The sequence below is a fragment of the Streptomyces sp. NPDC015144 genome (genome assembly GCF_043079735.1).
Taxonomy (GTDB): Bacteria; Actinomycetota; Actinomycetes; order Streptomycetales; family Streptomycetaceae; genus Streptomyces.
This window is the reverse complement of the sequence record NZ_JBIBUU010000021.1, coordinates 111806-126328: the sequence shown is the minus strand read 5'-3', so window position 1 is coordinate 126328 and position 14523 is coordinate 111806. Positions and strand designations below refer to the sequence as shown.

20 protein-coding genes are annotated in these 14523 nt (G+C 73.1%); 7 read left to right on the top strand and 13 right to left on the bottom strand.

Translation table 11 applies throughout. The features are described from left to right. Positions 1 to 135: 135 nt before the first annotated feature. The 13 genes from ACF08W_RS29350 to ACF08W_RS29290 form a co-directional block, all read right to left on the bottom strand. Positions 136 to 519 carry a hypothetical protein gene (locus tag ACF08W_RS29350; protein WP_392281121.1) on the bottom strand — a complete coding sequence of 128 codons (384 nt, stop codon included), beginning with the start codon at positions 517 to 519 and terminating at the stop codon, positions 136 to 138. Between the two features lie 68 nt (positions 520 to 587). Next, positions 588 to 1130 (bottom strand): hypothetical protein, encoded by a 543-nt coding sequence (locus tag ACF08W_RS29345; RefSeq protein WP_392281120.1) that lies wholly within the window; start codon positions 1128 to 1130, stop codon positions 588 to 590. 20 nt (positions 1131 to 1150) lie between these two features. Next, positions 1151 to 2002 carry a hypothetical protein gene (locus ACF08W_RS29340; RefSeq protein WP_392281119.1) on the bottom strand — a complete coding sequence of 284 codons (852 nt, stop codon included), beginning with the start codon at positions 2000 to 2002 and terminating at the stop codon, positions 1151 to 1153. 68 nt (positions 2003 to 2070) lie between these two features. Next, positions 2071 to 2979, bottom strand: coding sequence for a hypothetical protein (locus ACF08W_RS29335; RefSeq protein ID WP_392281118.1), 909 nt, complete (start codon positions 2977 to 2979; stop codon positions 2071 to 2073). A 128-nt stretch (positions 2980 to 3107) separates the two neighbouring features. Continuing rightward, positions 3108 to 3503 carry a hypothetical protein gene (locus tag ACF08W_RS29330; protein ID WP_392281117.1) on the bottom strand — a complete coding sequence of 132 codons (396 nt, stop codon included), beginning with the start codon at positions 3501 to 3503 and terminating at the stop codon, positions 3108 to 3110. Positions 3504 to 3592: 89 nt separating this feature from the next. Then, entirely contained in the window at positions 3593 to 4018 is a 426-nt protein-coding gene (locus ACF08W_RS29325; RefSeq protein WP_392281116.1) for a hypothetical protein, read from the bottom strand. A gap of 96 nt (positions 4019 to 4114) precedes the next feature. Further along, entirely contained in the window at positions 4115 to 4651 is a 537-nt protein-coding gene (locus tag ACF08W_RS29320; protein ID WP_392281115.1) for a hypothetical protein, read from the bottom strand. Between the two features lie 78 nt (positions 4652 to 4729). Further along, complete coding sequence (locus ACF08W_RS29315; protein WP_392281114.1) at positions 4730 to 5167, bottom strand: hypothetical protein; 438 nt, start codon at positions 5165 to 5167, stop codon at positions 4730 to 4732. Between the two features lie 186 nt (positions 5168 to 5353). Further along, positions 5354 to 5584, bottom strand: a complete 231-nt coding sequence (locus ACF08W_RS29310; RefSeq protein ID WP_392281113.1) for a hypothetical protein — start codon at positions 5582 to 5584, stop codon at positions 5354 to 5356. Beyond that, entirely contained in the window at positions 5581 to 5802 is a 222-nt protein-coding gene (locus ACF08W_RS29305) for a hypothetical protein (protein WP_392281112.1), read from the bottom strand. The genes ACF08W_RS29310 and ACF08W_RS29305 overlap by 4 nt, the downstream gene beginning before the upstream one ends. Positions 5803 to 5870: 68 nt before the next feature. Then, complete coding sequence (locus ACF08W_RS29300) at positions 5871 to 6305, bottom strand: hypothetical protein (protein ID WP_392281111.1); 435 nt, start codon at positions 6303 to 6305, stop codon at positions 5871 to 5873. Positions 6306 to 6370: 65 nt separating this feature from the next. Continuing rightward, positions 6371 to 6883, bottom strand: coding sequence for a hypothetical protein (locus ACF08W_RS29295; protein WP_392281110.1), 513 nt, complete (start codon positions 6881 to 6883; stop codon positions 6371 to 6373). Positions 6884 to 7030: 147 nt separating this feature from the next. Continuing rightward, on the bottom strand, positions 7031 to 7318 hold the full coding sequence (locus ACF08W_RS29290; protein WP_392281109.1) for a hypothetical protein: 288 nt from the start codon (positions 7316 to 7318) through the stop codon (positions 7031 to 7033). Positions 7319 to 7582: 264 nt separating this feature from the next. On the opposite strand from ACF08W_RS29290, the gene ACF08W_RS29285 reads away from it, so the two are divergent. From ACF08W_RS29285 to ACF08W_RS29255, 7 genes are all read left to right on the top strand, one after another. Then, the gene (locus ACF08W_RS29285; RefSeq protein ID WP_392281108.1) at positions 7583 to 9799 is read left to right on the top strand and encodes a hypothetical protein; all 2217 of its coding nucleotides are present in this window, start codon (positions 7583 to 7585) and stop codon (positions 9797 to 9799) included. Between the two features lie 202 nt (positions 9800 to 10001). Then, positions 10002 to 10844, top strand: coding sequence for a hypothetical protein (locus tag ACF08W_RS29280; RefSeq protein ID WP_392281107.1), 843 nt, complete (start codon positions 10002 to 10004; stop codon positions 10842 to 10844). Positions 10845 to 10951: 107 nt separating this feature from the next. After that, a complete protein-coding gene (locus ACF08W_RS29275; RefSeq protein WP_392281106.1) occupies positions 10952 to 11314 on the top strand; it encodes a hypothetical protein in 363 nt (120 codons plus the stop codon). Between the two features lie 89 nt (positions 11315 to 11403). Further along, positions 11404 to 12252, top strand: coding sequence for a hypothetical protein (locus ACF08W_RS29270; protein ID WP_392281105.1), 849 nt, complete (start codon positions 11404 to 11406; stop codon positions 12250 to 12252). Positions 12253 to 12430: 178 nt separating this feature from the next. After that, entirely contained in the window at positions 12431 to 12853 is a 423-nt protein-coding gene (locus tag ACF08W_RS29265) for a hypothetical protein (RefSeq protein WP_392281104.1), read from the top strand. A 95-nt stretch (positions 12854 to 12948) separates the two neighbouring features. Beyond that, entirely contained in the window at positions 12949 to 13986 is a 1038-nt protein-coding gene (locus tag ACF08W_RS29260; RefSeq protein ID WP_392281103.1) for a hypothetical protein, read from the top strand. A gap of 79 nt (positions 13987 to 14065) precedes the next feature. After that, positions 14066 to 14515: a hypothetical protein gene (locus ACF08W_RS29255; protein WP_392281102.1), complete on the top strand. Its 450-nt coding sequence runs from the start codon at positions 14066 to 14068 to the stop codon at positions 14513 to 14515. The last annotated feature ends 8 nt before the right edge of the window (positions 14516 to 14523 follow it).

Below are 14523 nucleotides of genomic sequence, written 5' to 3'. Positions count from 1 at the left end.
GGGACGCGTTGCCCTGGGCTCCGCATTCCGTGGGGTCGGTCAGGTGAATGCGGCGGCGCGCGCCTGGCCCTCGAGCACCCTGGCGGCGGCCTCGACGGGACGCGTTGCCCTGGGCTCCGCATTCCGTGGGGTCGGTCAGGTGAATGCGGCGGCGCGCGCCTGGCCCTCGAGCACCCTGGCGGCGGCCTCGACGTCGTCGCCCAGGTCGACCCCGGCGCGCCGGAGATCCTCGAGCAGCTCCAGGGCCGTCGGGTCGTCGCCCGTGTCGTACGCGGCGATGTGCGCGGCGACCTTCTCGCGCATCGTCAGGAGCGCCGTCTCGACGGCCAACAGCCGACGCAGCAGCGGCGGCAGCGCGGTGCGCGAGTAGTTGCCCAGGGCCTTGGTCGTACGGCGCCCGGCGATGGTGTCGGCGTGGATCTCGGCGACGTCCAGGAGGACGGGGAACGACGGCGGGACGCCGGGGCGCAGCGCCCCGTCCAGCTCGGCGAGCTGCTCGGGGGTGGCGGGTATCAGCACGGGATGGCTCCGTTCGGAGAGAAGGGGCGCGCCCAGGGGCCGGTGCGGGCCCCGGGCGCGGCGGACGATCAGGGGCGGGGGCAGATCCGCCCGGCGTGCTCCTCGAGCGTCACCAGGCACACCGCGCACCGCTTCGGCTCCGGCTCGGGCGAGGCGAGCGGGAGGCCCAGCGGCGTACGGCCCCCGTCGTCCTCCGCCTGGATCTCCTCGTCGGTGCGCAGCTCGTCGGGCAGGAAGTCGAGAAGCTTGTACGGGGACACCCCGTCGATGCGCTGGATCAGCTCGAGGACGGCGCCCGGGTCGCGCGGGTCGGCGGCGCCCCACAGGCCCGCGATGTGCTCCGGCACGGCCGGGAGCCGGTACGAGCCACGGCCGTACGGGTCCAGCTCCTGCACGGTCTCGCCCTGGGCGTCGCGGACGGAGTCCAGCTCGACACAGTCATCGTCGTAGTCACCGGACGGGCGATTGAGCACCAGGTAGGCGCCGGTGGGGAACTGGTGGCGCAGCGTCTCGGCAACCAGCGGCAGAACGGCGCGGGCGGCGGCGCGCGCCTTGCTCAGGGCGTCCTCGAGGACGGAGGCCGGAACCAGGAGCGGGGCGGTGGTGGGCATGATCGGGTGTCCTTCCGGGGTCAGCGGGCGAGGTGCGGGGCGAGGGAGACGAGAAAGTCGACGCCGATGGCGTGCAGGTCGACGGAGGCCGGGCTGGTGTCGCGGACCCGGGCGGCCGGGTCGGCGGCGGGCGCGGCGTACCCGTACACGCCCGGCTGCGTCCCGAACGCGATACCGCCCTGGTCGGTCTGCTCGACGTCCACGTACTGCGCGAGGAACGCGGCCATGCGGCGGGCCAGGCGCCCCCGGACGTCCCGCATCGGCCACGTCTTCGGCTCGAGCGGCTTGCCGGGCAGGAATCGGGCGGTGGCCCGCTCGACGGCGCGCACCGGGCCCTCGATCTGGACGTCGCACAGGGGGTTGGAGCCGTGCAGGGTTGCCGAGTAGCGGAGCCCGCTCGAGGACCAGGTGACGGTGGACGTGTTCACCAGGAGCCCGCCCCGCTCGTACGTCGCTGCGCCCTGGGCGCGCATCGCGGTGCCGATCTCGTAGAGCAGCTCCAGGCGGGCGCGGGAGACGTTCTCGCGGGTGCGGGCCGCCTCGTCGTCGAGGACGGGCAGCACCAGGCGAAGGATCTCGCGGGCGACCAGGTCCGGGCGGGTGGTGCAGAACGTGAAGTCCGGCCGGTACGGCTCGCGGTCGGGGAGCTGCCACCCGACCTCGGTGGTCCACGCGTGGCCGTTGGCAACCAGGACCAGGGCGCGGGTGCCCTGGACCAGGCGGACGCCGGCGTGCCGGGCGGTCCACCACGGGGCGTAGGTCTCGACGGTCCAGGGAACGCCAGCACGGGCGGGGAGCAGCGCGGCGACGTGCTCGGCGAGGGTGCGGGCGGGGCAGGCGACGGGGGCCGGGATGGTCACGGACGCGTTCATGTCGTGGGGCCTTTCGAGGGGGCCGCGCCCCTGCGCAAGGGGCGGGGGCGCGGCCGGGCGGGTGAGGGTCAGACCAGGTACGCGGCGGCAGCGAGCAGGAAGTCGGAGCCGACAGAGCTGACCCGGGCGCAGATCCGGGTTCCGTCGTTGGGGAGGTCGCCGGGCTCGGCGCGAGAGGGGAGCACTATCGAGCCGTCCAGGTCCTGGTAGCCGCCGAACTCGACCTCGTCGGCGTCAACGGGGCGGAGCTGCGGGAAGCGGTCCGTCAGGTGGCGTGTGAACGGGCTACCGGCGTCCGTGGGGGTGTGTGCGCCCAGCGGGGGCAGCAGGACCGGCAGCACCTCGTACAGGCCGTGCATGGGCCCCTCGTAGGTCAGGGTGTAGGTCGGGCCGCACCCGTGCGACCACACGCCCCACTCGGCGCCGCTCGCGGCCGTCCACGCCAGTCCGGGCCCGTCCGGACGCTCCATGGCCAGCGCGTGCCCCAACTCGTTCATGTGGTCGGCCTTCCATGCCATCTGGCCGGGAAGCTCTCGCGGCACGGGGTGCGCGCCGTGGTCGACGAGGAGGAATCCAACGTCGATCAGGTAAGCGCCCTTCAACCGGAGGAAGCGCTGCCACTGGTCGGCGGGATCCCTGAACCCGCCCGCGTCGGCCCACATCCGTTCGGCGTCCAGCCGGGGGAGGATCCAGCGCAGTGCGCGGGCGGCCAGCGCGGCGACGGCGGTGGGGTCCGTGCCTTCGACGACGGCGTCAGGGGTGGTGGGGAAGACGTCCGGGCGGTCGGCGTACAGCTCGACGCGGTTGCCCTCCTCAACGACGATCAGCGCGCGTCGGCCGTCCGTCAGCCGGGAGGTGGCAACGTTGTTGCGGATGCCGTACGGCGCCGGTCCGGTCCGCCACTTGCCGTTCATGCTGACGGGCAGGAGGGCGGCGAGCGGCGCGGCGGTGGTCGCCTGGGTGACGGCAGTACTCACGGGGGTGTTCCTCGCTTCGGTGGTTCGGTTCGGCGCGGTGCTCTCCGGCCGGGGTATTGGGCGGTGCGGGTGGTGCTTGCGTCGCGCCCCGGGGCGGCTCGTGTGTTCGGCCCCGGGGCGCGACGCGGTCAGGAGACGACGACGGCGGGCGGCTCGAACGTGATGACGAGTTGGGAGAAGCCGTTCAGCGGCTCGGGCTGGTAGGAGGCGTGATCCGTGAGTTCGTCGTCGGCGCCGCTCAGGTCGACGGTTTCGATCTCCTCGGTGCTCCCGTCGAAGAAGGTCACGCGCGCCGCCTCCGGGTACCAGAAGTGGCCGTTGTCCCACTCGGTCGTGACGAACGCGACGCGTAGGGGGGTGCGGGTGTCGCCGGTCTCGGCGAGTACGTCCCGCAGGACGTTCAGGACGACCCCGGCGAGTGCGGCCCCGTTGCGCTCACGGAGCAAGTCCTGCGCCTTGGCGCGGAGGTCCAGAAGGTCGTGGTCGTCGAGGGCGGCGAGGTTGTCGAGGAGCGGTGTAGTCATGACTGCGCGCCTTTCAGCGGGGTTCGGGTGATGGGGTGGTGGTCGCGCCCCGGGGCGGCTCGTACGTCCGGCCCCGGGGCGCGACGGCTCTACTGGGCGTCGGGGGCGGAGAGCCCAGCGATGACGCGGATGGCGGCGGCGTACTGCTGCGACAGGTAGTCAAGGCCGTCGGCGGCGGACGCGAGTTCCAGGTACACACCGTCGTGGGCGACCCTCATGTCACCGGTGAAGGCCGTTCCACTGGGGAGCTTCTGGCCCTCGGGGAGACGGCACTCCATGAAGAGGTCGTTGTCGTAGTCGACGAACAGTTCGAACACGATGCCGTCGGGGCTGAACACCTTGCCGGTGACGCCCCAGTTTCCGGAGTCGGCGAACCAGTCGCCGGGGAGCAGCCGGGCGACGGCGAACGCGATGTCGCCGATGCTGAACGGGTACTCGAAGCCAGCCGGGGGCGAGTAGTGGCCGTGCGCGTCGTGCATCGGCTGCTCGGGGGCGATGGTGGGCTGAGTGGTCATGCGGGGGTTCCTTCGGTTCGTGGTGGCCCGGCGTGCTCTCGCCGGGTAGTACGCCGGGCGGGGGGTTCCTGTGACGCCCCCGCCCGGCCGGGCGGGTCAGCGGCGGTTGCAGGGGCGGGCGTTGTGCACGGCTATTTCGGCCTCAAGGCGGAGGTGCTTCTCCCAGACCTTGAAGACCTGGCGCAGCCAGTCGTCCGTGCGTTCCCACTGGTGCAGGCCGTCGTTGTGCAGGAGGTGCAGCGCGTGCGCCTGGTCGGTCTCGCGCTGGGCGAACTGCGCAAAGTCGGGGTTGGCCGGGTTCAGGCGGCGGGGGAACGGAAGGTCGCGGTCGACGAGCGGCACCAGGACGTACTCGCCGAGCTCGGCGGGGAACCGGGCGGCCGGGTGGTCCACGGCGATCTGCTCGGCCGTGAACAGCTCCTCGGTGGCCTCCGAGGGCAGGTGCTCGTACGCGCCGGGCGGGACGGCGTCGAACTCGCGGGCGGCGGCGTCGAGGCGGTCCGCGATGGCGTACAGGGCGGCGCGGATGTTGGGGTCGGTGGTGAACCGGTCGCGGGCGATCTCGGCGACGGTGCGGGCGCGCTGGGCGGCCTGGGCGTACTGGCCGACGAACGGGGCGGTGGTGGTGGGCATGGGTGTCTCCGTCTCCGGGGGTGTCGAGGGGCCGGGGCGCGGCGGGGGGAGGGCCGCGCCCCGGCGGTTCGGGGAGGGTCAGGCGGCGGCGCGGGCGGCGGCCGGGCGGCCGAGGCGGAGCGCGGCGAGGAAGTCGGCCACCTGGTCGTTCTTCGGGGTGAAGCCGGAGAGGGCGACGGCGCGGATGTCCTCGCGGGTCCAGAGCGCGACCGGGACGACGCGGTGACGCTTCATGCGGGCAAGGTCCCCGGTGCGGGAGACGGTCAGGCCCTTCTTGCCCTTGCGCTTCTTCGCCGTGGTGCCCGCGCCTGCCTCACGGTCGAGGCCCTTGGCCTTCTTCGTGATGGTGGCCGCGTAGTTGTGGGCGACGAGCGGGGCGACGCCACCGGCCATCAGGTGGGCGGAGGCGGGGGCGGGACCGGCGGCAACGGCCTTGACGGCGTTGCGGGTCTCGCGCTGGGCGCGGGCGCGGGTCCGGAGGGTGGAAGCGGCGCGACGGCTGCGGGCACTGGCCATGTGGTGTTCCTCGTGTTCTTCGTTGGTTCGTCGGCGGTGCTCTCCGCCAACAAGAGAAATAGTACACCAAGGGAAACGGTGAAGGGAACACGTGATCCGCAGTGATCTACATTTTCCCAGGTGGGAGCCATCCGGCCCCGTCGAGCGGGACCGGACGGGTTGCCCTTGGCTTACTGTTCTCAGGGGTTAGAACAGGGCGTCGTCATGGGGCGCGGGCGCGGCAGCCGGCCTCCGGGCGCGGGCGGCGCGGGGGCGGATCGGCTCGTCCCCGAACAGGGCGTCGGTGCCGTTCATGTGCGGCGCGGCCTCCACGCGGTGGCTGACGAACCGCTTGTCGATCAGGGCGAGCGGGGCGGCCGGGTCGAAGTCGGCGCGGTGCATGGTGGACCAGTTGATGCCCTGCTTCGGGCGCGTCACAGCGGCCACCCCTCCGGGTTCGCGCCGAGGGCGAATGCCTCGTACGTGATGCCGTCCTGGTGGCCGACGAACAGCACGTCGGGGTGGCCACCGAGGGCGGTCTCGCACGGATCGCCCTCGGTCCCGTCGCGGCGGACAACGACGGTGAGCGTCACGAACTCGACCTCGGACGCCCCCTCGTCGTCGGGCGGCAGGGTCAGGGTGGGCGGGGTGGTCATCGCTGGGGGTTCCTTCCGGGTGAGGAGAGGGCCGGGGCGCGGGGTGCGCCCCGGCGGGCAGGGAGCTGTCAGGCGCGGGGGCGGGTGTCGGGCAGCTTCCCGACGGCGGCGGCCACGCCGAGGCGGAACCACTGCGCGCGCTCACTGCCCCAGTCGGCGCGGACGAACTCCGGCACGTCGACGCCCAGGTGCGTGCGGGGCACGCCCGGGTGCGGGTCAACCGGCTCCGGCTCCGCCTTCGGCCACGGTGCGGTGATCGCCTCGGCGACCTCGTCCGTGGGACGGCCGACCGTGTGCTCACAGCCGGACCCGGTCGGGCCGATCAGTCCCCAGGTGTCGTAGATCCCCAGCCACGCGACACGCCACGTCTGCCCCTCATGCTCCGCGAGCAGCGTGACGCGGGTGTTCGGGGCCGGGCCGGTGATGCGGACGCCGGTGCCCTCGAGGGCGGCGTCAAGGGCGCGGCGGGCATGGGCGGGGATCTGGCGCGGGAGGACGGACACGGTGGCTCTCCGGGGCTGTGAGGGGCCGGGGCGCGGTGCTGCGCCCCGGCGGGGGGTGGGCGGGGTCAGCCGCGCGGGGCGTGTTCGCGGTATTCGGCGTCCAGGGCGCGCAGCTCCAGGAGGAATGCACGGCTTCCGGGCTTTGCGTCCAGGTCGCGGACGACGGTCCGGCCGTCCGGCACGTCGACGCGGGAGCCGTCCGGGTTGGTCCAGCCGTAGGCGGGGCGCATGGCGACGGCGACGCAGAGGGGGAGCGCGGGGCCCGCCTTCTGGCACGGCGTCGGCGCGTCCGGGCCGCACTCGCGGTTGCCCATGGTCCGGCAGTCCCACCCGGATTCGTCTTCGTCGATGCGGCCGTCGCGGTTGTCGTCGCCCATCGCGTCGGCGCGCCCGTCGATGAAACCGTCGTTGTACGCGGTGACGGTGTCGCTCTTGGGGGCGAAGTCGGCCGGGGTGGCGTCGGAGGCGCCGATGGCGCCCATGGCGCCCAGGATGATCACGGCGGTACCGGCGGCGAGCAGGGACGCCGGGCGGGGACGGCGGGCCAGGATGCGGCCGAGACGGGGGAAGCGCTGCATGGGGCATTCCTTCGCTGGTTCGTGCGGTCCCGGTTGCTCTCCGGGGCCGTGGGCGGTGCGCCCTGCGCCCGTTCCGGCGGACAGCCGGCCCGGGGGCGGGGCGCACCGCCCGCCGGGGGGTGGCGGCGGGCGGTGCGGTCTGTGGGGTCAGGCCGTGACGGCGCTGTCCGTCATGAAGAACGGGTTGATGAGCGCGTCGGCGCTGTCGCCGTTGCGCGCCTCGCGGAATCCGGCGGAGCGGTCCTTGGCGACGACGAGGTGAACGGCGGAGCCGGGGACGGCGTGCTTCACGTCCCAGGCGCGGTTGACCTGGTCGTCGTAGGCGAAGGCGTCGGTGAGGCCGAGGTGGTGGACGGCGGCGCGGTCGGTGCCCGCGTCGGTGACGACCGCGATGAAGAGGTGGAGCTGGGGGGTCTTGTCCAGGGTGACGGCCATGGTGTGTTCCTCGCTTCGTTGGTTGGCCCCGGTGCTCTCCGGGGCGACGAGAAGAACAGTACACCAAGGGAAATCCAGTGCAACACCCCTGACGTCAGAATCCGTAAGAACCACAGGTCAGCAGCCAAGAAGTCGCGCGGCGCAGCGCCCCTAGATTTCCCAGGGTTGACTATTTCTGGGGGTGGGGGGTACGTTCAGGGCACGCCACTAAGGCGGGGCCGGGGCGAGCATCCCCGACCGAACCAACGAACCGAGGAGCACCCGATGGCTAAGACCCCGACTACCGGCATCAAGAACGCGGACGAACTCATCACCCTTGCGGCCGCGTTCGGCCTGACCGTGACGGTCGAGACGACCGACCGCGACACGCTCACCTCCTACGTGGTGCGCATCGCGATCCCCGTCCCCGTCGCGTACGCCGGTACCGAGCTGGGCCGCACCATCGCGGGCGACACCCTGACGCTCGTATGGACCAAGGCGAAGAAGAAGGGCGCCCGCGGCGGCCTGGTCGACGCCACCGTCTCGAGCGCCGTCGACTCCCGCAAGGTGCGCACCCTGCGCGCCGTCACCGCCGCCGTAGAGACGCTGGGCCACTCCTCCGTCAAGTACGCCCGCGACGCTGCGCCGCTCCCCGAGGACGTCGTTGACGCCCCGCACGCCGTGTTCGTCGACGGCCGCCAGGCCCACGCGGGCATCCCCGCCGACCACGTCCGCACCATCGTGAAGAACCGCCGCTTCCGTGGCTGGACGTTCCACCAGGACGCCGACAAGGCCATCGTGTGCGAGTCCCGCCGTTACGTTCCGGCGCAGCCAGCGTCCGCCGAGGAGACCCCGGCCCCGGCCGCCGACGAGCGCCAGCACGTCCGGATCACGAACGACGGCCCCGCCGAGGTCATCCCGACCCGTGAGGCCCAGGACGAGATCAACGCCGCGCAGATGCAGCCCGAGGTGAAGCGCACCGTCAAGCGCATGTCCGCGAGCCAGTCGACCGCCCACATCGTCTACCGCGACGGCCGGACCGTGTACCTGCGCCCCGCCACCCCCGGCGACGTGTTCCCCACCCCGGCGGAGCGCCCCACGGACGCCGAGCTGACCGGCGAGATCACCGCCGAACTCTCCGCGTACTACGCCGAGACGTTCGCCGCCGTCGCCGACGGCTCCGCGCTCCCCGTCCGCGCCGACATGATCCGGCCCGGCATGGACGTGATCCACGCGCACCTGGGCGAGACCCGCACCATCGCCACCGTCACCACGTACGTCGGCGCCCCGGGCGCACCGTGGGTCCGCCCCTCCTGGACGTTCCGCAGCCACGACGAGAGCAGGACCGGCAGCACCTACCCGCCGGAGATGCACCTCATGGTTACCCGCGCCTCCCTGGACACCGTGTTCGGCCCGGCCCCCGTGGCTTCGGTCGACGAGAACGCGGCCGCCCTTCTTGGCGAGGGGGAGCGTTGGGCGCAGCACTTCCGCGTGTTCGGCCGTGACCCCCGCGTCGAGAACATCGACCGCGCCGCCGCCCTGGCCCTTATCGCCTGGGCTCAGGACCAGGGCTGGCAGTGCTATCGCGCCGACGCGGGAGGCGTGAACCTCGAGTCGGACACCGGCGAGTCCTCGTACTGGCTGGAGCCGCTCCCCACCCCGCGCCCGGCGGCCGAGGCCCTCGCCGACGAGAAGACCCGCCGATGGGCCCAGGGGTTCGCCGCGAAGTGGTGGGCCGAGCAGAACACCGGGCAGCCCACCGACGACGCCCTGTCCGCCGCGTTCGCCCACACGGTGAAGCCGCCGAAGCCGGAGGCGTACCCGCTCATCCGCGAGGCCATCACCGCGCTCACGCCCCCGGCCGCCGCCGCGCCCCTGTTCGCCGCGCACGCCGCCCGTGAGGCCGCCGAGGAGGCCACCGACTTGTCCCCGGCCAGCCTTCACCGGCTCGTCAACCACCTGGAGGCTCTGCCGCTCGCCGCGCCCCCCGCGCTGCATGACAGGCTGCGCGCGGCCCGGGACCACGCCGAGGGCGTGTGGGAGTCCCTGCGGGCCGCTCACAGCCTCTCGGCCAAGACCGCCGCCCGCAGCGCCGCCAAGGACGCCATCGTGCAGGCGCGCGCCGCCATCCTCGCCGTGCAGCCGCACGCCCGCCGGATGTACGGCACCGACATGCCGCACACCGCCGACAGCATCCGCGCCGCCGCGCTCGCCTACATGCACGTGGGGGCCACCCCCGACGAGACCGACGCGATCGAGAGCGGCACCGCCGAGGTACGCGTGGACTGCCGCCCCGACACGGGGGCCGGGCGGACCGTCACCGCCCGTATCACCGCCGGGATCCGTGACGTCGGCTGGTTCCTGCCCGCGCACCCGCCCATCGTCGTCAAGTTCCGCCGGGTCGACGGCCGCCAGAGCCCCGCCGACAACGCCCGGAAGGTGCTCGGGTCCATGATCCGCGTGGACGTCCCCATCCAGTACAAGGACGCCGCCCACCGCTGACCCCGACCGGTGCCGCCCGGCCGGATCGGGTCGGGCGGCACCCTCGAGGCCCCATACGCGCCCGCGCGCGTGTGGACGGTCCAGAAAGTCCAGAAACCCGCGTCACCTGCCCCGTTCCCCCTGGGGCGACGCAAGCCGCGTCCGAGCGGCCCACTGCCCGGCGAGAGCACGCCGGACCGAACCACGAAGCGAGGAACCCCTGATGTTGAGTCCCACGGAGCGCGCCGACGAGTTGGCGCGTCTGATCATTGCTGCGGCGCAGCAGGACAACGCCTGTGTTGTGACGAGCACCGTGATTCATGCCGTGTTGGCGCTGCATGCGGGCACGGAGTGTGTGAAGGCGAAGCCGCAGACGGTCAGCCGGCTTCTCCGTAAGCAGGCGGCGGCGACGGGTGTCCGCGTCATCCTGAGCAGCGGTGAACGGTACTGGGCGATCCGTGAGCAGCTCCACCACATGGACGGCGACCAGGTGCACGCGTTGCGCGACAGCATCGCGGACGGCGGGGAGCTGGACCCGCGCGGGCATGACCGCGAGCTGGTCGCCGCGATCTCCGCCCGCCTGTCCCGGCGCCTTCCCCCGCACCGCCTGAGCGGTGTCGAACCGGTCTCCGTCAGCCTGTGGCACGTGCCGGAGCCGGATCAGGTCGGTTCCCTCGCGGAGTTCGCGGACTACCCGGGCGTGGCCGAGGCCCTCGCCGTCCTTCGCGCGGCCGCGGTGCCCGTGGCAACGTTCCCGGGCCGGAAGATGCTGTGGCGGGACTGGCACAGCGCCCAGGGGCCGCAAGGCGCGTTCGTGGACCCGCACTGCGGCCGAACGCTGGAGGTCTCTTGGTTCGTCGACGGTGCGCACGACGAGCGGCACACGCGGACGGGGAACACGCGCACCGTGCGGGCCGCCCGTAACCAGGCCCTCGACGACGTCGCCGGAGCGTTCGACCGGGCGGGGTGGAAGGTCTGGCGGGTCGAGAGCAGCAACACGCAGACGCGGCGCGCTCTCCGTGTCGACGTGATCCCGCCTGAGGTGGAGCCCCCGGCCGTCTCCTGATGCCCCCAGCAAGTCCCCAGCCCCGTTCTCCGGCCCCGCCGCCGTCGTTCTGGTCGCCGAGTGCGTCCGGGCGCGGCGGGGCGTTCCCAGGAAGGCTCAGCCTGCCCATGCTTCCCCACTGGCTCCGCTCTCACCTCCCCAGCGAGCCCACGTTCGTTGCGTTCACCGATGCCGTCGCCCGGCTCCTGGAGCTGCCGCCCGCGCCCCCGGCTGACGTCTACGTGCGCCGGTACGACACGGACCGCGTCTGGATGGTCTGGTGGTACAAGGACGGCGGCGCGTCGCTGTTCCTCGAGCGCCCGTACGGGGACCTGCGCGACGGCGTGTGGGTGCGCCTGCACTGGCACGAGTCGCCGAACCCGGAGGCGGTGGCCGCGATGATCCGGGCGTACGCGCGCCGAGGACATTGCGAGCAGCGCCGCCGCCCGTCCTGGTTCGTCCGCGTGCTCCGCGTGCTCCGCAGCCGTTGACCGGCCCCCGTGATCCCCGGCCCGCATCCCGTGGGCCGGCCCCCGCGGCGGAGAGCTACCGCCGCAACCCGAAGGAGAGGAACAAGCGCGTGAGCGCGTACGTAGAGATCCCCCGCCCGCACGAGTCGGCCCCCGGCCGGTTCACCGCCGAGCTGGCGTTCCCCGTCCAGTCGAAGCGCAGGGCGCAGCAGCACCACGACATCGCGTGGGCCCTGGCCGACGTCCACGGTCTCGAGATGTCGACGCCGTACAAGGTGAACCCCCGTTGGTCGGTGTACGAGGAGCGGTGGGGCAACGGGGAGCGGCACGGGTGGCAGGACATGCGCCGGCTGCGCGTCGACGGCCCCGCGCACGCCTTGGCCCGCTACCTGGTTGCCCTCGAGCGGGTCCTGGGCGAGGTGGAGGCCATGGTGACCCGGGCGGTCCGTGTGTTCGGCGCGTGGAAGCGGTCCGTGGCCGCCGAGCCGTTCCTGGAGTACGAGGACGCGTCCACCATGCGCACCCGGGCCCGGGTGTTCCGCGCGGACGCCCTGCGCGCCCTGGCGCAGCATCTGGGGGCCCGTACGCGGCCGGTGGGGGAGCGGGACAGCTCCCGGCCGCTGTGGGAGCAGTACGGGGCTGTCGCCGAGGATGTGTGGGCCGACGCGGGCGGAGTTGACCTCGAGCGGGCCGACGACAGCGCGGTGAACGCCCACATGGTCCGGATGGTGCCCGCGGTCGTCGTCGAGGCGGAGCGCCTGGCCGTCCTCGAGGCCGCGCGGGTCGAGAAGGAGCGCCAGGAGACGGAGCGGGTGGAGCTGTTCCGGCAGGTCGACGCGGCGTGCGCGCGGGAGGCCGACGAGGTGGACGCCGAGCGGTACGCGCTGGACGGACAGGGAGCGTTGTTCGCCGTGTTGGAGGTGAGCCCGGACCGCCGGCGGTACGCGCCCGCGGCCTGACAGCTCCCCGCGGCCGACACCCCCAGGATTACCCCGGAATGGTAAGCCCGGGGGAATCCTGGGGTGCACATCTGCCGTATTTCCTGGGGAACCCCTTCCCTGGATTGCCTTGGGTGTACTATTCTTCTTGTTGGCGGGAGAGCAACCCGCCGCAACCAACGAAGGAGGAACACCCCTCGTGAACGCTGCCCTCGCTGCGAAGCCCCTGCCGCAGCTCTCCGCGCAGTACGGGCCCATGCGGTCCGTGATCGGCGCCCCCAGCACCACCGACGTCCTCGCCGAGCAGCACGACGCCTTCCTGTTCAACATCGCGGGCGGCAAGGTGCTTCGGGAGTCCGTCATCAAGGGCGCCGACCGGAAGCCCGTGCTGGCCATCCGGTTCGTCGAGTACACCGACCCCGTCACCCGCACGCAGCGGTACGCCCTCGACTTCTGGTCGATCCGGCGCGTCAGCGTCTCGGACCACGGCAACCGCCTCATGGCCGAGGTGACGTACGAGCGGGTGGTGCGCGCCGAGTACGAGCGCCCGACGCTCGACATGCCCGCCGAGCGGCTCGGTAAGGGCCTGTCGGTCTTCTACGACGTCACCGACGTCGCCTGACCGGTCCGGTCCCTCTCTCGCCGGGGCGCGACCGTACGCGCCGCGCCCCGGCACTCTCCCCCAACTCGCCAGACCTCACCGAGGAGAACTCCGTCATGACCCGTGCCGCGTGGGACGCCACCCCGACCGACTACCAGGGCCGTCTTCTGCTCGCCGCGCTCGCCGTCTCCCAGCACCGCATCCCGTCCGACGCCAAGAAGCGCACGGTCGGCATCATGCTCGAGCGGCAGTGGATCCGGACCCGCCAGCTCGCCACCCAGCCGGGCGGCGTGGACCACGTGCTTACCCACCACGGCGTGAACGCGGCCCAGAAGGTGCGCACCGCCCAGCTCGCCGAGAAGTACCCCGTCGGCGCCGCGGCCGCCTTCACCCCCGAGGGCGCCACGAAGCGGAACGTCGTCGTCGTGAACTCCGGGCCCGACGCGGACGGCACCGTAGAGGTGCTCAGCGCCACGCAAGGCGGCAAGGCTCTCCGTGCCCCGCTCGCCGCGCTGGAGGAGCTGCCCGAGCTGCCCCCGGCGCCCGCGGGCGAGCCCACCGACTGGTGGACGATCACGGACGCCCAGGGCGCGGAGCTAACCCGCGTGAAGGCCGGAGACGACCCCGGGGCGCGCAAGGCGGCCGAACGTCACCCGGCGGTTGTCGCGGCGGTCCGCCGGGACAAGGGGTTCGCCGTGCGCCGTCTGGTCACCTCGGAACTGTCCACCCCCGTCGGGAAGCTCCGCGGCCTTCCCCGCTTCTCCCCGGCCCCGGCCGCCGAGAAGCCCGCCCCGGCCACGCCGCACGGCCTCGGTTGCCTCCCGCGGAACGTCGATGTCCCCCAGGTGAAGGCTGCTCTCCGCCAGCTCACGATCGACGGTCAGCCGCTGGCGGCGTTCAACGACGCCCACCAGGTCGTCAGTGTGGGCGCCTACCTCGACCCGCGCCCCGAGACCGGCGAGGTCGTATTGCGGTTCGTGACCGAGCACCGGCCGCGCCCCTCGGAGTTCAGGATCCCGCCCGCTGAGCGGGAGCGGATCACCCAGGAGTACGCCGACCTGTTCCACACGGCGGGCTGGGCGGTGGAGAAGTTCCGGGAGTCCGGGCGGCTGACGGCGGTCATCCTCACGCCCCCGGCGCCCGCGGCCCACTAGCAGCTCCCCCGGTCGGGGCGCGGCCCACGCTGCGCCCCGACCCCCGTCATCGCCCGTTCAACCTGCCCAGGAGCCAGCCATGCAGACCATCGCCCTGTTCGACGTCCCGACCACCCCGCAGCCGGCCGCCAGGCCCCGGCGGGCGCCGCTCGCCCTGGGGGAGCTGCCCGTCTCGAGCGTCCCGGCCGCGTACGACCGGGAGCACCTCTACAGCCCGAAGGCGAACACGGCCTCGGTCGTCGACCACCGGCCCGGCGACCAGTTCGCGCCGCTCCCGGTGTCCCCGTCCGCGCCGAAGGCGTGGGGCGCCTGGTGGCGCAGCGAGGCCAGCGTGTCCACGCCCGACTACCTGGGGCTCGAGCCCGGCGACGTGATCACCCTGCACGACGGCGACACGGCAACCGTCGTATCCACGTGCCGGTTCGGCGCGGTCGTCCGCTACGCGCTGCCCCCGAGCGAGTGGCGCGGCGAGGAGTACGCGGAGCAGTTCGTGACCGCCCGCAACCAGTTCGGCCACTGGTACCGCTGACGGCCGCT